Annotated in this window: 20 protein-coding genes and 1 pseudogene; 11 read left to right on the top strand and 10 right to left on the bottom strand. The window is 73.8% G+C overall.

All coding sequences use genetic code 11. The features are described from left to right. Positions 1–50 precede the first annotated feature (50 nt). From A6A06_RS26785 to A6A06_RS26755, 7 genes are all read left to right on the top strand, one after another. Entirely contained in the window at positions 51–866 is an 816-nt protein-coding gene (locus A6A06_RS26785; RefSeq protein WP_073764065.1) for a CoA transferase subunit A, read from the top strand. Continuing rightward, positions 863–1711 (top strand): CoA-transferase subunit beta, encoded by an 849-nt coding sequence (locus A6A06_RS26780; RefSeq protein WP_073764063.1) that lies wholly within the window; start codon positions 863–865, stop codon positions 1709–1711. The genes A6A06_RS26785 and A6A06_RS26780 overlap by 4 nt, the downstream gene beginning before the upstream one ends. Before the next feature lie 67 nt (positions 1712–1778). Next, complete coding sequence (gene pcaH, locus A6A06_RS26775) at positions 1779–2642, top strand: protocatechuate 3,4-dioxygenase subunit beta (protein ID WP_242440950.1); 864 nt, start codon at positions 1779–1781, stop codon at positions 2640–2642. Further along, positions 2642–3442: a protocatechuate 3,4-dioxygenase subunit alpha gene (gene pcaG / locus A6A06_RS26770; protein ID WP_079194357.1), complete on the top strand. Its 801-nt coding sequence runs from the start codon at positions 2642–2644 to the stop codon at positions 3440–3442. Before pcaH ends, pcaG begins: the two co-directional genes overlap by 1 nt. Then, positions 3429–4964, top strand: a complete 1536-nt coding sequence (locus tag A6A06_RS26765; RefSeq protein ID WP_079194356.1) for a class-II fumarase/aspartase family protein — start codon at positions 3429–3431, stop codon at positions 4962–4964. The genes pcaG and A6A06_RS26765 overlap by 14 nt, the downstream gene beginning before the upstream one ends. After that, positions 4961–6238 (top strand): bifunctional 3-oxoadipate enol-lactonase/4-carboxymuconolactone decarboxylase PcaDC, encoded by a 1278-nt coding sequence (gene pcaDC / locus A6A06_RS26760; RefSeq protein ID WP_073764059.1) that lies wholly within the window; start codon positions 4961–4963, stop codon positions 6236–6238. The genes A6A06_RS26765 and pcaDC overlap by 4 nt, the downstream gene beginning before the upstream one ends. 4 nt (positions 6239–6242) lie before the next feature. Beyond that, a complete protein-coding gene (locus A6A06_RS26755; RefSeq protein ID WP_079194355.1) occupies positions 6243–7538 on the top strand; it encodes a 4-hydroxybenzoate 3-monooxygenase in 1296 nt (431 codons plus the stop codon). A 34-nt stretch (positions 7539–7572) separates the two neighbouring features. On the opposite strand, the gene A6A06_RS26750 is transcribed toward A6A06_RS26755, so the two are convergent. The 7 genes from A6A06_RS26750 to A6A06_RS26720 form a co-directional block, all read right to left on the bottom strand. Further along, positions 7573–8340: a DNA polymerase ligase N-terminal domain-containing protein gene (locus A6A06_RS26750; RefSeq protein WP_073764057.1), complete on the bottom strand. Its 768-nt coding sequence runs from the start codon at positions 8338–8340 to the stop codon at positions 7573–7575. A gap of 15 nt (positions 8341–8355) precedes the next feature. Beyond that, a complete protein-coding gene (locus A6A06_RS26745) occupies positions 8356–8688 on the bottom strand; it encodes a plasmid stabilization protein (RefSeq protein ID WP_073764055.1) in 333 nt (110 codons plus the stop codon). Positions 8689–8888: 200 nt separating this feature from the next. After that, complete coding sequence (locus tag A6A06_RS26740) at positions 8889–9521, bottom strand: diguanylate cyclase (RefSeq protein WP_073764053.1); 633 nt, start codon at positions 9519–9521, stop codon at positions 8889–8891. 79 nt (positions 9522–9600) lie between these two features. Further along, positions 9601–11409, bottom strand: coding sequence for a thiamine pyrophosphate-requiring protein (locus A6A06_RS26735; protein ID WP_073764051.1), 1809 nt, complete (start codon positions 11407–11409; stop codon positions 9601–9603). Between the two features lie 188 nt (positions 11410–11597). Continuing rightward, positions 11598–12275, bottom strand: a complete 678-nt coding sequence (locus tag A6A06_RS26730) for an HAD family hydrolase (RefSeq protein ID WP_073764049.1) — start codon at positions 12273–12275, stop codon at positions 11598–11600. A 96-nt stretch (positions 12276–12371) separates the two neighbouring features. Continuing rightward, a complete protein-coding gene (locus tag A6A06_RS26725) occupies positions 12372–13370 on the bottom strand; it encodes an SDR family NAD(P)-dependent oxidoreductase (RefSeq protein WP_073764047.1) in 999 nt (332 codons plus the stop codon). Between the two features lie 55 nt (positions 13371–13425). After that, positions 13426–14616, bottom strand: coding sequence for a zinc-dependent alcohol dehydrogenase (locus A6A06_RS26720; RefSeq protein WP_073764045.1), 1191 nt, complete (start codon positions 14614–14616; stop codon positions 13426–13428). A gap of 317 nt (positions 14617–14933) precedes the next feature. Between A6A06_RS26720 and A6A06_RS26715 the strand changes: the two genes are divergently transcribed. Further along, on the top strand, positions 14934–15890 hold the full coding sequence (locus A6A06_RS26715) for an LLM class F420-dependent oxidoreductase (RefSeq protein ID WP_073764043.1): 957 nt from the start codon (positions 14934–14936) through the stop codon (positions 15888–15890). A 118-nt stretch (positions 15891–16008) separates the two neighbouring features. Here A6A06_RS26715 and A6A06_RS43040 read toward each other — a convergent pair whose 3' ends face one another. Both A6A06_RS43040 and A6A06_RS26705 read right to left on the bottom strand, forming a co-directional pair. Beyond that, entirely contained in the window at positions 16009–16473 is a 465-nt protein-coding gene (locus A6A06_RS43040; RefSeq protein WP_073764041.1) for an ANTAR domain-containing response regulator, read from the bottom strand. Continuing rightward, positions 16470–16871, bottom strand: coding sequence for an STAS domain-containing protein (locus A6A06_RS26705; protein ID WP_073764039.1), 402 nt, complete (start codon positions 16869–16871; stop codon positions 16470–16472). Before A6A06_RS26705 ends, A6A06_RS43040 begins: the two co-directional genes overlap by 4 nt. 55 nt (positions 16872–16926) lie before the next feature. Between A6A06_RS26705 and A6A06_RS26700 the strand changes: the two genes are divergently transcribed. The 3 genes from A6A06_RS26700 (at position 16927) to A6A06_RS26690 (ending at position 20764) form a co-directional block, all read left to right on the top strand. Next, positions 16927–17523, top strand: coding sequence for a TetR/AcrR family transcriptional regulator (locus A6A06_RS26700; protein ID WP_073764037.1), 597 nt, complete (start codon positions 16927–16929; stop codon positions 17521–17523). Positions 17524–17809: 286 nt separating this feature from the next. Further along, positions 17810–18940 carry a ribosome small subunit-dependent GTPase A gene (gene rsgA / locus A6A06_RS26695; protein WP_073764035.1) on the top strand — a complete coding sequence of 377 codons (1131 nt, stop codon included), beginning with the start codon at positions 17810–17812 and terminating at the stop codon, positions 18938–18940. 216 nt (positions 18941–19156) lie between these two features. Beyond that, positions 19157–20764, top strand: coding sequence for a DNA-3-methyladenine glycosylase 2 family protein (locus A6A06_RS26690; RefSeq protein WP_073764033.1), 1608 nt, complete (start codon positions 19157–19159; stop codon positions 20762–20764). On the opposite strand, the pseudogene A6A06_RS43035 reads toward A6A06_RS26690, so the two are convergent. Further along, positions 20716–21006 (bottom strand): annotated as a pseudogene (locus A6A06_RS43035) (DUF456 domain-containing protein); the annotation flags it as partial. The gene A6A06_RS26690 and the pseudogene A6A06_RS43035 overlap by 49 nt on opposite strands. Between the last annotated feature and the right edge of the window lie 227 nt (positions 21007–21233).

The following is a 21233-nucleotide window of genomic DNA, read 5'->3' as shown; positions in this document are numbered from 1 at the left end:
TGCGAGGCCCCGCCGGGCACCGGCACACCGGACGACCCGAGGGCGAGGACATGGCCGACATCCGTTCCCTGCGCGACGCCGTGCGGGACCTGGTCCACGACGGGGACACCGTCGCACTGGAGGGCTTCACCCACCTGATCCCCTTCGCCGCGGCGCACGAGATCATCCGGCAGGGCATCACCGGCCTGACACTGGCCCGCATGACCCCGGACGTGGTCTACGACCAGCTGATCGGCGCGGGCGCCGCCCGCAAACTGGTCTTCTCCTGGGGCGGCAACCCCGGCGTCGGCTCGCTGCACCGCTTCCGCGACGCGGTCGAGAACGGCTGGCCGCACCCGCTGGAGCTGGACGAACACAGCCACGCGGGCATGGCCAACCGCTATGTCGCCGGTGCCTCGAAGCTGCCGTTCGCGGTGCTGCGCGGCTACCGCGGCAGCGGCATCCCCGGCCGTACGGACACGGTCGCCACCGTCACCTGCCCGTTCACCGGCGAGGAACTGGCCGCCGTGGCCGCCCTCAACCCGGACGTCACGGTCATCCACGCCCAGCAGGCCGACCGGGACGGCAACGTTCAGCTGTGGGGCCTGACCGGGGTGCAGAAGGAAGCGGTACTGGCCGCCGGGCGGGTGCTGGTCACCGTCGAGGAGATCGTCGAGGGCGACCTGGAGCCCCGGCCCGGCTCGGTGGCGCTGCCCGGCTGGGTGATCGACGCCGTCGCGCTCGTGCCCGGCGGCGCCCACCCCTCGTACGCCGCCGGGTACTCGGTCCGGGACAACGACTTCTACCAGGAGTGGGACGCCGTCTCCCGCGACCGGGACACGTTCGCGCGCTGGCTCGACGACCACGTACGGAAAGGGACCCGATGAGCGGTACGGACGGCGGCGCGCGCTGCGGCCGCGACGAACTGATGGAGGTCAACGCGGCCCGCGCGCTGGCCGGCGCGCGGAGCTGCTTCGTCGGCATCGGACTGCCCAGCACGGCCGCCAACCTGGCGCGCCGCACCGTCAACCCGGACCTGGTCCTGGTGTACGAGTCCGGCACCATCGGCTCCCGGCCGACCCGGCTGCCGCTGTCGATCGGCGACGGCGAACTGGCCGACACCGCCGACGCGGTGGTGTCCGTGCCGGAGATGTTCAACTACTGGCTGCAGGGCGGCCGGATCGACGTGGGATTCCTCGGAGCCGCCCAGCTCGACCGGTTCGCCAACATCAACACCACCGTCGTGGACCGCGGCCCGGACCGGCCGGCGGGCAGGCTGCCCGGCGCGGGCGGCGCCCCGGAGATCGCCGCGAACTGCGGCGAGGTGCTCATCGTGCTGCGGCACACCCGCCGCAACCTCGTGCCGGCGCTCGACTTCGTCACCACCCTCGGGCACGGCTCCGGGCCGGGCGACCGCGCCGCCCTCGGGATGCGCGGCGCCGGGCCCACCGCCGTCATCACCGACCTCGGCATCCTGCGCCCGGACCCGGACACCGCCGAACTCGTCCTGACCGCCGTACACCCGGGAGTGACACCCGACCAGGCCCGTGCGGCCACCGGCTGGGACCTGCGCACGGCACCTGACCTCACGACCACCGAGGCGCCGGACGACGCCGAACTGTCGGCCCTGCGCGCACTGAAAGCGGCCGGGAGAAATCCGGAAGGAAGCCGGGACGGAAGCCGAGATGGAGGCCGGGACGGAAGCCGGGATGGAAGCCGGGAAGAAGGATGACGGTGTGAGTGCCGTCATCCACCCCGTACGGACAGGACACCGAAGGCTCACGTCTGGAGAAGCCCCGATGACTCCACCCAGCGCATCCGCCGCCCCGGCATCCCCGGCCGCCACCGCGTCCGCCGGTCCCGCGGCCGCACCGGCGCCGCTGCCCCCGGGCGCCGAACCGCAGTCCGCCATCGACCGCGAGATCGCCGCGCTGCACACGGCCGCCGCCCCCGCCCGTACGGCGGGCGGCCCCGCACCGGCGCACCCCGGGCGTGACTTCGCCCCGTACCGCAGCACCCGCCTGCGCCACCCCGTCCAGCCGTCGGCCGTGATCGACGCGCTGCGCGACCCGGAGGCCGTCGAACTGGCCGGGCCCGCCTTCGGCGTCACCGACGTCACCGCCCTGGACGCCGACCTCACCCGGCAGCACGCCGGCGAGCCGCTCGGCGAGCGGATCACCGTCGCCGGCCGGGTACGGGACCGCGCCGGGCGCCCGGTGCGCGGCCAACTCGTCGAGATCTGGCAGGCCAACGCCGCCGGCCGGTACGCCCACCAGCGCGACCAGCACCCGGCGCCGCTCGACCCGCACTTCACCGGCGTCGGCCGCTGCCTGACGGACGACGCGGGCCGGTACGCGTTCACCACCGTCCGGCCCGGCGCCTACCCGTGGCGCAACCACCACAACGCCTGGCGCCCGGCCCACATCCACTTCTCGCTCTTCGGCACCGCCTTCACCCAGCGCCTGGTGACCCAGATGTACTTCCCCGGCGACCCGCTGTTCCCGTACGACCCGATCCTCGCCTCGTGCACCGATCCGCAGGCCCGCGAACGGCTGGTCTGCGCGTACGACCCGGAACTGGCTCGTGCGCAGTGGTCCCTCGGCTACCGCTGGGACATCGTGCTGGACGGACCGTCCGCCACCTGGACCGAGGGGGACCGCTGATGCCCGCCGCACCGCACGAAGACGTACCCGCCGACGAGACACGGCATGTCGGCGTACCGCAGCAGCCCGGCGCCGCCCCGGACACACCCGGCGCCGCCCCGGACACACCCGGGGCCGTCCCGGACACGCCCGCCGTCCCGGACACGCCGGGCGCCGTCCCGGACACGCCCGGGGCGCTTGCCCCCACGCCCTCCCAGACCATCGGTCCCTTCTACGGCTACGCGCTGCCGTTCCCCGGCGGCGGAGAAATGGCTCCCGTCGGGCACCCCGACACCGTCACCCTGCACGGCCGGGTCCTGGACGGCGCGGGGGAGCCGGTGCCGGACGCGCTGCTGGAGTTCTGGCAGGCCGGGCCGGACGGGAGCCTGCACGGCGCGCCCGGTTCGCTGCGCCGCGACCCGGCGACCGGCGCGGTCGTCGGCCGCGACGGCGTGGACTTCACCGGCTTCGGCCGGGTGCCCACCGACGCCGACGGCCGCTACGTCCTGCGCACCCTGCCCGCCACGGCCCCGGCGGGCCGCCCGGTGGCGGCACCGTACATCGCGGTGTGCGTCTTCGCCCGCGGCCTGCTGCACCACCTGTTCACCCGGGTCTACTTCCCCGGGGACGCGGCGGCCCACGCGGCCGACCCGCTGCTGTCCCAGCTCCCCGCGCACCGGGCGCGCACGCTGGTCGCGCGCGCCGAAGGCGAGCGGCGGTACCGCTTCGACATCCGGCTCCAGGCCGCCGCCGAGGCCGGGAGCGGGGCCGCGGAAGGCGGCGAGGAGTGCGAGGAGACGGTTTTTCTTGAGTTCCGCTGAACACCCCGTGGGAGTTCCGCCCGACGCGTGGCCCGAAGGCGCCGACACCGGCCTGCTCACTCCGGGCCCGGCGGACTCGGCCGTCGAGGCCGCCACCGGCGACGCCGCGTACGTACGTGCCCTGCTGGACGCGGAAGCGGCCCTGACCCGGGCACAGGCCGCGGTCGGACTGGCACCGGCCTCGGCGGCCGAAGCCGTCACCGCCGCCGCGCGCGACAGCGGCCACTACGACGCGCGCGAACTCGCGGTACGGGCACGCTCCGGCGGCAACCCGGTCATCCCCCTCGTCGCCGCACTCACCTCCGCCGTGGCCGCGCGTGACCCGGCGGCCGCCGCGTACGTCCACCGTGGCGCCACCAGCCAGGACATCCTCGACACGGCCACGATGCTGGTCTGCTCACGCGCCTTGGAAGCCGTCCTCGGCGACCTGGACGACACCGCCGAGGCCCTGGCCCGGCTGGCGGCCGAGCACCGCGACACTCCCATGGCGGGCCGCACGCTCACCCAGCACGCGGTGCCGACCACGTTCGGCCTCAAGGCCGCGGGGTGGCGCGGGCTGGCCCTGGACGCCCGGGACCGGCTCGCCGCCGTACGGTCAGTGCTGCCCGCGCAGTTGGGCGGCGCGGCGGGCACCCTTGCGGCGTTCCACGCCTTCGCGGAGGCCGACGCGGAGGGGTCTTTTGGACCCGCCGGTGAGCCCGGCGGCGGCCCTGGGACCGACGTGGGGGAGGCCGGGACCGACACCGGCGACCCCGGGCCACGGCTGCTCGCCGCGTACGCCGCACAGACCCGCCTCGCCGAGCCCGTACTGCCCTGGCACACCCTGCGCACCCCCGTCGCCGACCTCGCCGGGGCGCTCGCGCACACCGCGGGCGCCCTCGGCAAGATCGCCGCCGATGTGCTGGCCCTGTCCCGCACGGAGATCGCGGAGCTGGCCGAAGGCAGCGGCGGCGGCTCGTCCGCCATGCCGCACAAGTCCAACCCCGTACGGGCCACGCTGATAGCCGCCGCCGCCCGGCAGGTCCCGGCCCTGGCCGGTGTGCTGTACGGGTCCCTGGCCGCCGAGGACGAACGGCCGTCCGGGGCCTGGCACGCGGAGTGGCAGCCGCTGCGCGACACCCTGCGCCTGGTGGGCGGCGCGGCCCGGGACGCCGCCGGGCTGACCGCGGACCTGCGGGTGCACCCGCGGCGGATGCGCGCGAATCTCGGCGCGACCGGCGGATTGGTCGTCGCCGAACGGCTGGCGGCCGTGCTCGGCGCCCGCCTCGGACGGGACACGGCCCGGCGGCTGCTCACCGAGGTGGCGCGCCGGGCGGCCGAGGAGGGCACCGGCCTGGCCGAGGCGCTGGGCCGGGCTCTGTGCGAGGCCCACCCCGCCGCCGCGGCGGCCTTCCCCGCGGCACGGCTGCGCGAACTGGCCGACCCGGCCGCGTACACGGGCTCCGCCGGGGCGCTCGTGGACCGCGCCCTGCGCCGCCCCGGTGCCCGCCTCCCCGCACCGACCCCGCAGGAGCACGCATGACGACATCCGCACCGCCTCCGCTCCCGCACCACCGCGAGGACGGCCCCGCCGACGCGCCCCCGCTCGTGCTGGGGCCGTCCCTGGGCACCTCGCTCTCCGTCTGGGAACCCCAGGCGGAGGTGCTGGCGCGCCGGTTCCGCGTCGTGCGCTGGGACCTGCCGGGGCATGGCGGGACACCTTACGACGTGCTCGCGGGCCGTACGGACGGGCCCTGCACGGTCGCCGGCCTCGGCGGACTCGTCCTCGCCCTCGCCGACTCCCTCGGCATCGACCGGTTCGCGTACGCGGGCATCTCCCTGGGCGGGGCGGTCGGCGCCTGGCTCGCCGTGCACCACCCCGACCGGATCGCGTCGCTCGCCCTGGTCTGCTCCTCCGCCCGCTTCGGCGAGCCCGGAACGTGGCACGAACGGGCCGCCCTCGTACGGGAACAGGGCCTGGCGCCGGTCGCCGCCACGGCCGCCGACCGCTGGTTCACCCCGGCCTTCGCCGGATCACCGGCGGCGGACGGACTCCTGGCCGGACTGCGGACCGTGGCACCCGAGGGATACGCGGCCTGCTGCGACGCGCTCGCCACCTACGACCTGCGCGGCGAGCTCGGCCGGATCGGCGCGCCCACCCTCGTCGTCGCGGGCCGCGACGACCCCGCGACACCGCCCGCCCACGCCCGCCAACTCGCCGACGGCATCCCGGCCGCGAGCCTGACCGAGGTGGCCGGGGCCGCCCACCTGGCCAACGCCGAGCAGCCCGGACCCGTACTCGCCGCGCTCCTCGGCCACCTCACGGCGTACCCGGTGGGCCGGGGCGATGCACCGGACACCGACGGCCGTGATACACCGGACTCCGACGGCTGTGATGCCCCGGACACCGACGGCCGTAAGGAACACCCCACCGACGACGGCCCCCGGCACGCCGCCGGTACCGAGGTCCGCCGCGCCGTCCTCGGAGACGACCACGTCGACCGCGCGGCTGCCCGCACCACCGCCTTCACGGCCGTCTTCCAGGACTTCATCACCCGCTACGCCTGGGGCGAGATCTGGACCCGCCCCGGACTGTCCCGGCACACCCGCAGCTGTATCACCCTCACCGCCCTGGTGGCGGGCGGGCACCGGGAAGAACTGGCGCTGCACCTGCGCGCGGCCCTGCGCAACGGGCTGACCTCCGAAGACATCCGAGAGGTGCTGCTCCAGTCGGCCGTCTACTGCGGCGTGCCGGCGGCGAACTCCGCGTTCACGCTGGCCGATCGCGTCCTCGCCGAACACCGCGAAGGAAAGTGACCCGATGCGCCCCACGTCCCTCACATCCCCCACGTCCCCTGCACCTCACGCGCGCACCACCCCGCCAGCCCCCGCCTCGACCACGGTCGGCATCGTCGGCGGCGGCCCGGCGGGACTGCTCCTGGCACGGCTGCTGCACCGTTCCGGCATCGACAGCGTCGTCCTGGAGAGCCGCGACCGCGCCTACGTCGAACGGCGCCAGCGCGCCGGAGTCCTGGAGCAGGGCACCGCCGACACGCTGCGCGGCTGCGGCGCGGGGGAGCGCCTGGACCGCCTGGGACTCGTCCACCACGGCATCCGGCTGCGCTACGACCGGCGTTCGCACCGCGTCGATCTGCCCGCCCTGACCGGCGGCCGCGGCGTGGTCGTCTATGCGCAGACCGAGGTGGTCAAGGACCTCATAGCCCTCCAGCTCGCGGACGGCGGGCCGCTGGTCTTCGGGGCGCGGGCGCTCGCCGTGGAGGGCGCGGACACCGCACGGCCCGTGATCCGTTATGCACACGAGGGCCGCGAACACACGCTGGCCTGCGACTACGTCGTCGGCTGCGACGGCTTCCACGGCGTGACCCGCGACGCGGTACCGGCCGGGATACGCCGCACGTACGAGCGCGGCTACCCGTACGCCTGGCTCGGTGTCCTCGCGGACGTCCCGCCGTCCTGCGACGAGCTGGTGTACGCCCACTCCGCACGCGGCTTCGCCCTGTTCAGCATGCGCTCGCCCACCGTCAGCCGCCTCTACCTCCAAGTGCCCCACGGCACCGACCCCGCCGACTGGCCCGACGACCGGATCTGGGACGAACTCGACGCCCGCTCCGCCACCGACGGCCCGTGGGACCTCGCACGCGGCCCGATCACCGCCAAGTCCGTCCTCCCGATGCGGAGCGTGGTCACCGAACCCATGCGGTACGGGCGGGTGCTGCTCGCCGGGGACGCGGCGCACATCGTCCCGCCGGCCGGCGCCAAGGGACTGAACCTCGCCGCCTCCGACGTCACCGAACTGGCGCGGGCCTTCGCCCACCTGAAGGACACCGGCTCCGCCGGACTGCTGGACGGCTGGTCCGACACCTGCCTACGCCGCGTCTGGCGCGCCGAGCAGTTCTCGCACTTCATGACCACGACGCTGCACACCGCGCCCGGCCAGAGCGCCTTCGACACCCGCCTGCAGATCGCCCAGCTCGACCGCATCGCCACCTCCCCGCACGCCGCCGCCGAACTGGCCGAGAACTACACGGGCCTTCCGCCCGTGGCCGGACCCCGTCCCGGCCCGGTGGCCGGGGACCTCACCCCGGCCGCTCCCTGACCACATCCGTCCACCCTGTTCCTGGCCGTCCTGCTCACGCACGCCCCTTGCCGCCGGACCCGCTCTTGCCGCCGGTCCCGCTCTTGCCGCCGGTCCCGCCCTTGCTCCGGCCCTGGCCGGTCGAGGACCCGCCGGACTCCTCCGCGACGCCGGACTCCTCCGCGACCTCCGCGGCCACCTGCTTGAGCGTGTGCCCGCTCAGCGCCGAGCGGGCTCGCTTCGGATCGGGCGTGCCCTGGTCGCCGGCCTGCTCGTCGTCCGCCTTCACCAGCAGCCACGATTCCCGCTCGTCGCTGTCCGGGCCGCCGCGGAACCGGGTGAGGGCATAACCGCCGCGCAGTTTCTTCCCCTCCAGCCGGAACGTCGCATGGCCCTTTTCCAGCGATTCGGCGAACGGTACCGGGTGGCCCTTCTTGTCGTGCGACATCGGCCGGTAACGGCCCTGGTCCCACACGATGACCGTGCCGCCGCCGTATTCGCCCGCGGGAATGACGCCCTCGAAATCCCGGTAGTCCAGCGGATGGTCCTCGGTGGGCATGGCCAGCCGTTTGTCCTTGGGGTCCGTGGACGGTCCCTTCGGCACGGACCACGATTTGAGGACCCCGTCGACCTCCAGCCGGAAGTCGAAGTGCATGGTGCTCGCGTCATGGATCTGCACCACGAACCGCGGATTACCGGAGGAGTCCGAGGAGTCCGAGGAGTCCGGGGAATCCCGGGAATCTTCCGAATCGCCGCCCCGCGGTTCCGAGGTCCGGTCGAAATGCCGCTTGGACAGATAGGTGCGCAGCGGTTCCTTGCTCATGGCGGGCCCGCCGGGTCAGCGGCCGAGTGCCTTGGCCAGCTGGTTTTTGTTCATGTTCGACCGGCCTTCCACACCGCGCTGCCTGGCCTCGTTGTAGAGCTGGTCACGGGTGGGGCCCTGGGAGCCGGTGCGGTTGCCGGAGCGCTGGCCGCCGCGTTCGGGCGCCGACTTGCGGTCCTTGGTCGAGGTCCGGCTCGCCGTCCTGGACTCGCCGGAGCGGGCGCGTTCCTTGTTCACGGTACGGGCCGCGATCTCCTTCGCCCGGCCCGTGGACGTACCGCGCTTCTCGGCGCCTTCCTTGATGTGCTCGTACTGGCGCTCACGCTTGGAGTTCGATCCTGCGGGCATGGTGGTTCTCCTCTGTCTCGCACCCACCCAGGACCCGTTCGGCTTACCGGTCCCGGGCCTGCCGTATACCATTTCTCGGACTACGGTTACCCGTGTACGGAATCCTGTAACGAATGGCCCCCGCCACTGCCCCGACGGGCCGAACGCGGCGGAAGACGGCGGAACGCGGCAGAATGCGGAGACCTGCACGCGACCGTTCCTCACGCGCCGGATTTGCGGGCCCGTACGCACCGGATGAATTCCTCCGCGTACGGCAGAGCGACGCACACGCCCACCCCGGCCGCGATTCCGGCCAGGTATTTTCCGGGCAGCGGACGCTCCTTGGGCAGCAGTTTCCAGGCATCCGGCCGCTGCCCGCCGCGCGCGAGGTCCCGTACGGACTCCCAGTGCAGGCACGAGGTGATGGCCACGGCCGCCAGCGGCAGCACCTCCAGGAAGCTGTGGATGTGCTGCTCCACCGGACGCACCTCACGGTCCTCGGTGGCCACCGTCACGTCCCAGATCGCCGTCGCGCTGTGCGCGGCCGCGGCCCCGCCCATCATCGTCAGCACCAGCGGGTTGATCCGCGCGACCAGCCCGGCCAGCACCGGCACCCCGGCCTCCGCCATCATCACCGCGTGGATCGCCGACTCCTTGACGCCGGTGGTCCGCTCGATGTCCGTACGCCGGTGCATCACCCAGTCGGCGACGGCCGGGACGAACCACATGGGCAGTACGCCGTACATCAGGACGCGCTGCGTCGCGTTCTCCACGTCGTCCGCGCCGGGGACGGGCCGCAGTGCCCGCCCCCGCCGCCAGTGCCGCCAGTCCTTCAGCGCCGTCAACCTGGCCACGGGTCCTCCTCGCGATCTGATGTGGTCTGTGTCGGCCGGGGGCCGGGCCCGGCATCCGCCGCCGGGCCCGGACCGCCGGTCAGCCCTCGCCCTCCCCGCGGCTCTTGCCGCCCGGCAGGAACTCCTGGATCTTCGCCTTGACGCCCTGCTTGAGCACCCCGGCCGTCTCGGGGTCGCCCTTGAGGACCGCGCTCGCCGCCGCCTCGATCTGGTCCAGCGTGGCGTGCGGCGGGATGGGCGGCACGTTGGGGTCGGTACGGAAGTCGATGACGAACGGCCGGTCCGCGGCGAGCGCCTGCCGCCACGCGCTCTCCACCTCCTCGGGCCGTTCCACCCGCACACCGCCGAGGCCGATGGAGCGCGCGAAGTCGGCGTACGGCACGTCCGGGATGCGCTGCGACTCCTCGAACTGCGGCGCCCCGGACATGGCCCGCATCTCCCACGTCACCTGGTTGAGGTCCTCGTTGTTCAGGACCGCCACGATCAGCCGCGGATCGCTCCACTCCTGCCAGTACTTGGCCGCGGTGATCAGCTCCGCCATGCCGTTCATCTGCATGGCCCCGTCACCGACGATCGCCAGCGCGGGACGCTCCGGGTGGGCGAACTTCGCGCCGATGACGTACGGCACGCCCGGCCCCATGGTGGCCAGCGTCCCGGACAGCGAACCGCGCATCGCGCCGCGCAGCCGCAGGTGCCGCGCGTACCAGTTGGCCGCCGAGCCGGAGTCCGCCGCCAGGATCACGTCGTCCGGCAGCAGCGCGTCGAGCGCGTGCACCACGTACTCCGGGTTGACCGGATCGGCCGCCACGGCGGCGCGCCGCTCCATGACCTTCCACCAGCGCTCGACGTTCGACTCGATCCGCGCACGCCACGTGCGGGCCTTCTTGGGCTTGAGCAGCGGCAACAGCCGCTCCAGCGTCGCCGACGCGTCGCCGACGAGGTTGACCTCGAAGGGGTAGCGCAGCCCGATCATGAACGGGTCGATGTCGATCTGCACGGCGCGGGCCTTCCCGTACTCCGGCAGGAACTGCGAGTACGGGAAGCTGGAGCCGATCACCAGCAGCGTGTCGCACTCCTGCATCAGCTCGTAACTCGGCCGGGTGCCCAGCAGCCCGATGGCACCGGTCACGTACGGCAGCTCGTCGGACAGCGCGTCCTTGCCGAGCAGCGCCTTGGCCACCCCGGCGCCGAGCAGTTCGGCGAGCTCCTCGACCCGCTCGCGGGCGCCCCGGGCACCCTGCCCGACCAGGATCGCGACCTTCTCGCCCGCGTTGAGCACCTCGGCGGCGCGCTCCAGGTCCTCGTCGCGCGGCACCGGCGCGTACTGCGACACGCCCAGGCTGGACGGCACCATCTTGAACTCGTGGGTGGGCGCGCTGTACTCCAGCTCCTGCACGTCACCGGGCACGATGACCGCCGTGACGGTGCGCTTGGCGTACGCGGTGCGCATCGCCCGGTCGATGACGTTCGGCAGCTGCTCCGGGACGGTCACCATCTCGCAGAACTCGGACGCGACGTCCTTGTACAGGCTCATCAGGTCGACTTCCTGCTGGTAGGAGCCGCCCATCGCGCTGCGCGCGGTCTGGCCCACGATGGCCACCACGGGTACGTGGTCCAGCTTGGCGTCGTAGAGCCCGTTCAGCAGGTGGATCGCGCCGGGCCCTGAGGTCGCCGCGCACACGCCCACCTTGCCGGAGAACTTGGCGTATCCGACGGCCTCGAACGCGGCCATCTCCTCGTGCCGGGCCTGCACGAACTTCGGCTGATCGGCCGCCCGCCCCCAGGCCGCGAGCAGGCCGTTGATGCCGTCGCCCGCGTAGGAGAAGACATGGTCGACGTCCCATTCGCGCAGCCGCTGGAGAATGTGGTCGGAGACTTTGGTGGACATGCGGTTCGTTCCTCTCACAAAGCAAGGTGGCGGGGGCCGGCCCGGCTGTCCGTGTGCCCGTCCCGGCTCCGCGGATGCACGGACGTCCGGACGGTTTTCACACGGCAGTACGCTTTTCGGCTACGGACCGGCGCCACGGCCGGCGCACCGTGTCCGCCCCGCCGACGCGCACCGTGTCCGCCCCGCCGTCATCGCCTTTCCGGCGCCGCGAGCAGACTGCTGTCCAGCCGTCCGGCCAGGTCCGCCGGACCGCCGTACACCTCGTGCGCACCGGCCTCCCGCAGGTCGTGCTCCGGGTAGCCGCCGCTGAGAACCGCCAGACACGGCACACCGGCCCGGTGGCTCGCCCGTACGTCCCAGACGGTGTCGCCGATGAAGACGGCCGCGTCGGCGGTGACTCCGCCGTGCCGGAGGGCCGCCTCCACCAGGTCGGGCGCGGGCTTGCTCGCCGGTACGTCGTCGGAGCTGGTGACCGCGGTGATCACGTCCTCCGCGTCCAGCGCCCGGCGCATCGCCGCCAGCTCGGGGCCGTGCGCCGAACTCGCCAGCACCACTGTCCAGCCGCGCTCGGCGCACGCCCGCAGCAGCTCGGCCGCGCCGTCGAGCGGGGCCAGCCGCTCCCAGTACTCGGCGAAGAGCGTGCCGTGGGCCGTGCGGATCGTCTCGTCCCCTGCGCGGTCCCGGTCCCCGCCGAGCAGGTGGTCCAGCAGGTGGTCGGAGCCCATGCCGATGGCGCGGTGGACGTCCCCCATGGCCACCCGGTGGCCGGACTGCCGGAACGCCTCCCACCAGGTGACGGCGTGCAGATAGGTGCTGTCGATCAGGGTTCCGTCGACGTCGAAGAGTGCGGCTCCGCGTGCGCTCACCGTGTTTCCTTCCGCGAGGGCCGGTCACGTACGGATCCGGCCGTGGTGCTGGTCGCCCGCCGGCCCGGCCCCGCGTCAGCCGGGCCGGACCGCCGGTCAGCGGGAGGGCGGCGCTGCCCTCCCGCACTGGTTGAACCGCCCGGCGGCCCGGTCGTTGAGGGCACTGAACACCTTGCGCAGCCGTGACGCGGGCGCCCGCCCGCCGTTCTCCACCGCGACGCCCTCGGTCACGCCCGGCTCGCCGACGGCGTCCCGCGGCAGGACCCGCGCCAGGACCGACGACAGGCGGGTGGTGGTGACGGGGGCCAGCCCGTGCGCCTTGGCGGCCAGATGGGCGGCCGGGGTGAGGACGACGCGGGGGCGGCGGCGCTGCACCCCGGAGACGATGCGCTCGGCGGCGCGTTCGGCGTTCATCGACAGGACGGGGGTGCCCGCCAGCGCCGAGAACCAGGCGAACTCCCGCGGGGCGTCCCCGCCGAACTGCGCGTGCAGGTGCGACCCGGTCCGCATCAGCCCCGGATGCACCGCCGTCACCGACACGCCGTACGCGCTCTCCTCCGCGTGCAGCCCCTCGGCCAGTGCGGCGACCGCGAACTTGGCGCACGAGTAGGGCAGCAGATGCGGTACGGCCAGCAGGCCGCCGACCGAGCCGATCAGCGCCAGCCGCCCGCCGGCCGGGCTGCGCCGCAGGTGGGGGAGGGCCGCCAGGGACGTGTTCAGCGCACCGTCGAAGATGGTCCGCATGGCGCCGTGGAACGCCTCGTGGCCCACGGACGCGGACGGCCCCACCTGGATGATCCCGGCGTTGCCGATGACGAGGTCCAGCCCGCCCTCGCGCGCCGCGACGTCCTCGACGGCGGCTTCGACCGCAGCCTGGTCGCGGACGTCGCACACCGCCGTACCGACCGGCGGCCCGCCGGGACGGGACAGCGAACGGGCGGCCTCCTCCAGCTCCTTCCCGTCGCGCGCCAGGATCGTCACCCGGCAGCCGCGCACCACGAGCTGACGTGCCATCAGCAGTCCCAGTCCGCGCGACCCGCCGGTCACCAGGGCCGTCAGCCCCGCGATCGGCGGCGCGGCAGCGAAATGCGGCATGACCGGTCCTTTCACCTCGCCCCGTGGGTACTCCGGCGGGCCCTGTGCCGCCCCGTCACGGGGTGAACAGCACCTTGATCGCGCCGTCGGTCTTCTTCTGGAACATCTCGTACGCCTCGGGCGCCTTGTCGAGCGGCAGGTGGTGCGTGGCGAAGTCGTCCACGCCCAGCGGGTCCTCGTCGGTGAGCAGCGGAATGATGTCGTCCACCCAGTGCCGTACGTTGGCCTGCCCCATCCGGAACGTCAGCTGCTTGTCGAACATCACCAGCATCGGCATCGGGTCGCTCATCCCGCCGTACACACCGCTGATGGAGATCGTGCCGCCGCGCCGCGCCATCGAGATGGCCAGGTGCAGGGCGCTCAGCCGGTCCACGCCCGCCTTGCTCATCAGCTTCTCGGCCCAGCGCGACGGCATCAGCCCGGCGGCCTGCTGCGCCAGCTTTCCGGCGGGACTGCCGTGCGCCTCGGTGCCCACCGCGTCGACGACGGCGTCCGGGCCGCGGCCGCCCGTCACGTCCTTGACGGCGTCGAGCAGCCCGTCCTCGTCGTCGAAGGCGTCCAGGTCGAAGACGGTGGCCCCGTCGCGACGGGCCCGCGCCAGCCGTTCCGGCACATGGTCGATGCCGATCACCTGCTCGGCGCCGAGGTGCCGGGCGATCCGGCAGGACATCGCACCGATCGGCCCCAGCCCCAGCACGGCGACGCTGCTGCCCTTGGTGACACCGGCGTACCGCACGGCCTGCCAGGCGGTGGGCAGCACGTCCGACAGGTAGACGAAGCGGTCGTCCGCGGGGCCGTGCGGCACCTTGACCGGCCCGTACTGGGCCTGCGGTACGCGCAGGAACTCGGCCTGCGCGCCGGGCACCGAGCCGTAGAGCTTGGTGTACCCGAACAGTGCGGCGCCCGAGCCGTGCTCGCGGACCTGCGTGGTCTCGCACTGCGTCTGCAGGCCGTCGCGGCACATCCGGCAGGTGCCGCAGGCGATCTGGAAGGGGACCACCACCCGGTCGCCGGGGCTGAGGTGCGTCACCTCCGCGCCGACCTCCTCCACGATCCCCATCGGTTCGTGCCCCAGGATGTCGCCGGGCGTCATGAACGGGGTGAGGACCTCGTACAGGTGCAGGTCCGAGCCGCACAGGCCACTGGACGTGACCTTGATGACCGCGTCGGTCGGCTTCTTGATCTGCGGGTCGGGGACGTGCTCCACGCGGACGTCACGCTTGCCGTGCCAGACGTTCGCTCGCATCGCGGATCTCCTTGTCCTGGCGGCCGGCCCGCCGGACGGATCCGGTCGGGAAACATCGATCTCCGGGTACCCAAAAGCCGCTTTTCACTCTAAAGCGGTGTTCTCGGTCGTGGCAGCTCCAGTACCCGGATCATGCGGGCCGAATCGTTTCCGTACGGCGGCGGGCCCCCGCACCACGGCGGCGGGCCCGGCTCTCCCCGGCCCGCGCGCGGGTTTTCCCGGCCGGGAAAGGGTTACCCGCCGCAGCACCCAAGGGGGCGACCCACCAGCCACCCACCCCGGCCCACCGCGGGCCGTCGAGACCGCACGGAGCCCCGATGACCGACTACGGATACTTCCTCTCCAGCGAGGAGCACAGCCCGGCGGAGCTGGTCGAACAGGCCCGCATGGCCGAGCAGGCCGGCTTCACCGGACTGTGGATCTCCGACCACTTCCACCCGTGGAACGGCGCACAGGGCCAGAGCCCCTTCGTCTGGTCGGTGATCGGCGCGCTGTCGCAGGTCACCTCACTCCCCGTGGAGACCGCGGTGACCTGCCCCATCATGCGGCTGCACCCCGTGGTCACCGCCCAGGCCGCGGCCACCAGCGCGGTGCTCCTTGACGGCCGCTTCCGGCTCGGCGTGGGCAGCGGCGAGGCACTCAACGAGCACGTGCTCGGCGATCACTGGCCGCAGACCTCGGTACGCCTGGAGATGCTGGAGGAAGCCGTCCAGGTGATGCGGCAGCTCTTCGAGGGCGGCGAGGTCAGCCACCACGGCAAGCACTACACCGTGGAGAACGCCCGGCTCTACACCGTCCCCGCGGAACCGGTGCCCATCGACGTCTCCGCGTTCGGGCCCAACGCCACCGAACTGGCCGCCCGCGTCGGCGACGGCTTCGTGACCATGACCCCGGACGCGGAGGCCGTCGAACGCTTCCGGCGGGGCGGCGGCGGCAACAAACCCGTACTCGGCGGCGTGAAGGTCTGCTGGAACCCGGACCGCGACGAGGCCGTGCGCACCGCGCACCGCCTGTGGGCCAACGAGCAGCTGCCCGGCGAACTGCCGCAGATCCTCCCCACGCCCCGCCACTTCGAGCAGGCGTCGCAACTGGTCACCCCCGAACGCGTCGCGGAGGCGGTCACCTGCGGCGACGACGTGGACGCCCATGTGTCCGCGCTCCGCGCGTACGGCGAGGCGGGGTTCGACACCGTCTACGTCAGCCAGATCGGCCCGGAGCAGCGGGGGTTCTTCGACTTCTACCGTACGAAGGTGCTGCCGCAGCTGACGGGCTGACCGGACCGGATCGGGGGACCGGACCCGGGGGACCGGGCCGGGGCCGACGCGGAACGCCCCGCACAGCCGCCGCCCCTCCACCCACCGCCTACAGCTGACCTTCCCTCAACCGGCTCTCTCAACCGGCCTTCCGACGGACGGCGGCCCGGTGCCGCGCCACCGCCGCCTGCAACTCCGTACGCACCAACGCCGTACGCCCCGGCCGCCCCGGCTCCGTACGCCCCGGCCCCGGCTCCGTACGCCCCGGACGCCGGGCGGCAGACCGGCCGGAACCCGCGACGACCTCACCGGCGACCTCGCGCACCTTGGTGTTCGTCCGCTGGGAGGTCTGCCGCAGGATGTCCCACGCCTGTTCGGCGGTGCAGGACTCGGTGGCCATCAGGATGCCGCGGGCCTGGTCTATCACCGGCCGGCTGTCGAGCGCCTGCCGCAACTGCGCGTTCTCCGCGCGCAGCTGATCGACCACCGCATCGTCGGGGCGGCCCGTCGCGTCGTCCGTTCCTCCGGGCGTCTCCGCCGGTTTCACACGCCGCGCTCCCGAGGCGGCCGAGAGCCGCAGGGCCGCCAGGGAGCGCCGCTTCACTGCGGCTCCTGGACCGTCGGCACTCCCGCGGGCACCGCGCGGCCGAGGAACTTGCCCGCGTGCGGCGTGCCGGGCCACTTGCGGGCCAGCTCCATCACACGCTGGGGCTGGCGGCGCAGGTTCAGGGCCCGCACCGGGATGCGCCGCCGCAGCCCGTAGGTCTCCAGGCGCCGCAGGAAGTGCAGCCCGGCCGAGTCCATGAACGTGACCCCGGTCATCTCCAGCACCACACTCCCCAGGCCGGACGGCAGCGCTTCGAGGGCCTCGTCCAGAACCGGCACGGTGCCGTAATCGATCTCGCCCCGCACGGTCAGGACGGCACAGGAGCCGAACAGCCGGGTACGGACCCCCAGGGCATCCGGACCGGCCAGGGAAGACCGGTCTGTCTGTAGGGACATGGCCCCATCGTGGCAGGAGTCAAACCGGTCTGTCCACGCCTACACTGGGGCCACCATGACGACCGAGTGCGCGCCGCCAGCGTCGCGCGCCGGAGCCCGGCCCGGCGCCCGCGAACGGGTGCTGAGCGCCGCCTATGACCTGTTCTCGCGCCGCGGCATCCGCGATGTGGGCGTCAACGAGGTCATCCACCGCTCCCAGGTGGCCAAGGCGACCTTCTACCGGCACTTCCCCTCCAAGGACGACCTGGTCCTGGCCTTCCTCGACCGCCGCGAACAGCAGTGGACCCACGGCCTCGTGGAGGCCGGCGCCCGGCGCCGCGGCAGCACCCCCGAAGAACACCTGCTGGCCGTCTTCGACGTGTTCGACGAATGGTTCCACCAAGCGGACTTCGACGCCTGCCCTTTCATCAACGTCCTGCTGGAGATGGGCTGGCAGCACCCGCTGGGCCGGGCCAGCATCCGCTACCTGGACAACATCCGGACCCTCGTACGCACCATGGCGGAGGAAGCCGGCCTGCGCGACTGCGACGCGTTCGCCCGCTCCTGGCACATCCTCATGAAGGGCTCCATCATCTCCGCCGCCGAAGGCGACCACCACGCCGCCCGCCGCGCCCAGGCAATGGCCCGCTCCCTCATCGAACAGCACCGCTGATCCCCGGCCGGAACGAGGGACTGCCGCGCGGCCCTCAAGCCCGGAGAAATTCGGTGGTGCCGCGATGCGCGCCCTTCTAAGGTGGGACACGTTCTCGCGGTGGCCGTCGGCTGCCGTGGTCGGCCGTGTGAGGAAGGGGAGGTGTGACCGATGGCTGTCTCTGTGATGGGTGCTGCCCTCAACCAGACGTTCGTTCAGTCCACTTCCGTGGCCTCCGGCTGACCTTTCCCTTTTTTGCCGCGCGCTGGGCGCGTGGAGCCGGGGCCACCCTTGTGAAGGGTTTCCCTTGCAATCGTCTTCCGCTTTCTCCTCCGCATCGCCGTGCCCGCTGACCTCTTACGGCTGGGATGACGGCTTCGCGGAGAGCTTCGCTCCCTACGCCGGGCAGGGGTACGTGCCCGGCCGTGTCGTCCGCGTCGACCGCGGGCGCGTGGACACCGTGGTGCCCGACGGGGACGGCGTCCGTACCGTACTCGCGGACACCGCGCTGGTGGCGACCGGCGACCCCATGCGGGTGCCGTGCACCGGCGACTGGGCCGTGATCGACCTCGGCGAGGTCGGCGCGGGCCGGGACGGTGCGGTACGGGCGCTGCTGCCGCGGCGTACCGCGTTCGTACGGTCCACCTCCTCCAAACGGTCCGAGGGCCAGGTGCTGGCGGCGAACGTGGACCACGCCGTGGTCGCGGTCTCGCTCGCCGCGGAGCTGGACCTCGGGCGCATCGAGCGTTTCGTCTCCCTGGCCTGGGAGAGCGGGGCGCAGCCCCTGCTCGTGCTGACCAAGGCCGACCTGGTCGGCGACCCGGCCGGGCTGGCGCACCTGGTCGCGGACGCGGAGGCCGCCGCGCCCGGGGTGCAGGTGCTGGCGGTCAGTTCGGCCGCCGGTGAAGGGCTGGACGTACTCGCCGCGGTGGTGGCCGGCGGCACGTCCGTGCTGCTCGGCCAGTCCGGCGCGGGCAAGTCCACTCTCGCCAACGCGCTGCTGGGCGAGGACGTGCAGGACGTACGGGCCGCCCGCGACCGGGACGGCAAGGGCCGGCACACCACGACCACCCGGGACCTGCTGGTCCTGCCCGGCGGCGGGGTGCTCATCGACACCCCGGGGCTGCGGGGCGTCGGCATGTGGGACGCCGACGCGGGCCTCGCGCGCGCCTTCTCCGACGTAGAGGAACTGGCCGCGCGCTGCCGTTTCCACGACTGCGCGCACGATACGGAACCGGGGTGCGCGGTGCTGTCGGCCGTCGACAGCGGCGTGCTGCCGCAGCGGCGGCTGGAGAGCTACCGCAAGCTGCTGCGCGAGAACGAGCGCATCGTCGCCAAGACGGACGCCCGGCTCCGTGCGGAGATCCGCAAGAGCTGGAAGCAGAAGCAGACGCTCGGCCGGCACATGGGGGAGCGGAAGAGGGGGGCCCGGGGGTGAGGGGGCGGGCGGGGAGGGCTGGTCGCGGCCCTTCCCGCCCGGTTTCCGGCCCTTCTCTGTCCTTCCCGCTCTGTCCTCCCCGCCCGGTCTCCGGCTCTTCCCGGCCGGTCGGTCTCCGGCCGCCGTCCTGCCCCGTGAACGAGGGCACGGCCACCGACCGCGGTGTCCGATTCCCGCCAGTGAACGTCCGCACCGTGGCGCACACTGGAGCATGTGATGGATGACGAGACCAGGTACGAGGCGGTGTCCAGCCGGGACGCGCGCTTCGACGGGGAGTTCTTCTTCGCCGTCGTGACGACCGGGATCTACTGCCGCCCGAGCTGCCCGGCCGTCACCCCGAAGCGCGCGAACGTGCGGTTCCACGCGTCCGCCGCGGCTGCGCAGGGCGCCGGGTTCCGGGCCTGCCGCCGGTGCCGCCCGGACGCCGTACCGGGCTCGGCGGAGTGGAACGTCCGGGCCGATCTGGTCGGCCGCGCCATGCGCTTCATCGGCGACGGCGTGATCGACCGGGAGGGCGTCGCCGGCCTCGCACGGCGGCTGGGCTACAGCGCGCGGCAGGTGCAGCGGCAGCTCACCGCGGAGCTGGGCGCCGGGCCCGTGGCCCTGGCGCGGGCCCGGCGCGCGCACACCGCGCGGCTGCTGCTCCAGACCACCGGCCTGCCCGTCACCGACCTGGCCTTCGCCGCCGGATTCGCCAGCATCCGGCAGTTCAACGACACGATGCGGGAGATCTACGCCAGTACGCCGAGCGAGCTGCGCGCGGCGGCGGGCGGGCGCAACGGCGCGCCGTCGGGCCGGTCCGGCGCCGCGCGGCACGGCGCGCCCGCCGGGGTACCGCTGCGGCTGGCCTACCGGGGCCCGTACGCGGCTGCCGAGATCTTCGACTTCCTCCAGGCGCGGGCCGTGCCCGGAGTGGAGGAGGTACACGGCGGCCGGGGCGCCCGTACGTACCGCCGTACGCTGCGGCTGGCCCACGGCACCGGCATCGCCGAGGTGGACGAGCACGCCGGGTCCCGGCAGCCGCGGCGGCCGCGCGCCGGACTGGTGTGCCCGGCCGCCCGGGGCGCGGACGGCGGCTGGCTGGAGTGCCGCCTGCACCTGACCGACCTGCGGGACCTGTCCACGGCCGTCCAGCGGATGCGCCGCCTGTTCGACCTGGACGCCGATCCGTTCGCCGTCGCCGAGCGGCTGGGCGCGGACCCGCTGCTCGGCCCGCTGGTCGCGGCCCGGCCGGGGCTGCGGTCGCCGGGCGCCGCCGACCCCGGGGAACTGGCCGTACGGACCGTCCTCGGCGGGCCGCCCGAGCGCGCCGCCGAGCTGGTACGGGCGTACGGGAAGCCGCTGGACGCGGCGGACGGCGCGCTGACCCACCTCTTCCCCGAGCCCGCCGCGCTGACCGGCGCCGACGTCCCGGAAGCGGTGCGCACGCTCTGCGTCGCCCTCGCGGACGGCACGGTCCCACTGGACGCGGGCGCGGACCGGGACGCCGCCGAACGTGCCCTGCGCGCCCTGCCCGGGGTGGGCCCGGCGGCCGCCGCGTACATCAGGATGCGGGCACTGGGCGACCCGGACGTGGGGCCGGTGGGCGGCATGGGCGAGGTGTTCCCGGAGGGAGCGGGGTCCCCGGACACCTGGCGGCCGTGGCGGTCGTACGCCCTGCACCACCTGTGGCAGGAGACGGGCACCGGCCTCCACGGCGGTCAGCCCGCGATGACCGCGCCCGTCCAGGCGCCGACCACCAGCAGGCAGGCGAGCAGTTCGATCAGCACGCCGAGCCCGATGGACCGCATGGCCGTACGGGTGGCGGCCCACGCGTCGGCGTGACTGCCCAGCCGTGCCCGCTCCAGCAGGTGGAGCACGCCGACCGAGCCCAGCACGGCCCCCACGACGGGCACGAGGAAGAAGCCCGCGATGCCCGCGACGCCCGCCAGGAACAGCGTCCGGTACGGCACGCCGGCGGCCGCCAGGTCACGGGGCGGCAGCAGCCACTTGACGGCCTGGTTGAGCAGCAGCAGGGCGCTCGCGCCGATCAGGACGTACCAGGCCACGGTGGTCTGCTCGGTCATCGCCCACCACAGCACGCCCGCCCAGACGATCGGCGGCCCCGGCACCCCCGGGACCAGCACGCCGAGCAGGCCGAAGAGGAAGACGAGGCCGACCGCGAGCAACTGCCACACGCCCATGGCCCCAGCGTGCCGGAAGCGGGACCGGCGCGCCCCTCGGCCGCCGCGGCCGCGTGGCGTCGGTATGCGCGGCCGGTACGCGTCCTCCGTGGCGCGTACCGGCCGGGCGG

Origin of the sequence: Streptomyces sp. CB02923 (assembly GCF_001905005.1) — a bacterium.
Classification (GTDB): Bacteria; Actinomycetota; Actinomycetes; order Streptomycetales; family Streptomycetaceae; genus Streptomyces.
The sequence above is the reverse complement of the archived record's forward strand: the minus strand, read 5'-3'. Positions and strand labels throughout refer to the sequence as shown.

Bases quoted from the DNA above. Each gene is read 5' to 3' on its own strand.
- A6A06_RS26785 (WP_073764065.1), top strand. From the start codon at position 51: ATGGCCGACATCCGTTCCCTGCGCGACGCCGTGCGGGACCTGGTCCAC.
- A6A06_RS26780 (WP_073764063.1), top strand. From the start codon at position 863: ATGAGCGGTACGGACGGCGGCGCGCGCTGCGGCCGCGACGAACTGATG.
- pcaH (WP_242440950.1), top strand. From the start codon at position 1,779: ATGACTCCACCCAGCGCATCCGCCGCCCCGGCATCCCCGGCCGCCACC.
- pcaG (WP_079194357.1), top strand. From the start codon at position 2,642: ATGCCCGCCGCACCGCACGAAGACGTACCCGCCGACGAGACACGGCAT.
- pcaDC (WP_073764059.1), top strand. From the start codon at position 4,961: ATGACGACATCCGCACCGCCTCCGCTCCCGCACCACCGCGAGGACGGC.
- A6A06_RS26755 (WP_079194355.1), top strand. From the start codon at position 6,243: ATGCGCCCCACGTCCCTCACATCCCCCACGTCCCCTGCACCTCACGCG.
- A6A06_RS26750 (WP_073764057.1), bottom strand. From the start codon at position 8,340: ATGAGCAAGGAACCGCTGCGCACCTATCTGTCCAAGCGGCATTTCGAC.
- A6A06_RS26745 (WP_073764055.1), bottom strand. From the start codon at position 8,688: ATGCCCGCAGGATCGAACTCCAAGCGTGAGCGCCAGTACGAGCACATC.
- A6A06_RS26735 (WP_073764051.1), bottom strand. From the start codon at position 11,409: ATGTCCACCAAAGTCTCCGACCACATTCTCCAGCGGCTGCGCGAATGG.
- A6A06_RS26725 (WP_073764047.1), bottom strand. From the start codon at position 13,370: ATGCCGCATTTCGCTGCCGCGCCGCCGATCGCGGGGCTGACGGCCCTG.
- A6A06_RS26720 (WP_073764045.1), bottom strand. From the start codon at position 14,616: ATGCGAGCGAACGTCTGGCACGGCAAGCGTGACGTCCGCGTGGAGCAC.
- A6A06_RS26715 (WP_073764043.1), top strand. From the start codon at position 14,934: ATGACCGACTACGGATACTTCCTCTCCAGCGAGGAGCACAGCCCGGCG.
- A6A06_RS26705 (WP_073764039.1), bottom strand. From the start codon at position 16,871: ATGTCCCTACAGACAGACCGGTCTTCCCTGGCCGGTCCGGATGCCCTG.
- A6A06_RS26700 (WP_073764037.1), top strand. From the start codon at position 16,927: ATGACGACCGAGTGCGCGCCGCCAGCGTCGCGCGCCGGAGCCCGGCCC.
- A6A06_RS26690 (WP_073764033.1), top strand. From the start codon at position 19,157: ATGGATGACGAGACCAGGTACGAGGCGGTGTCCAGCCGGGACGCGCGC.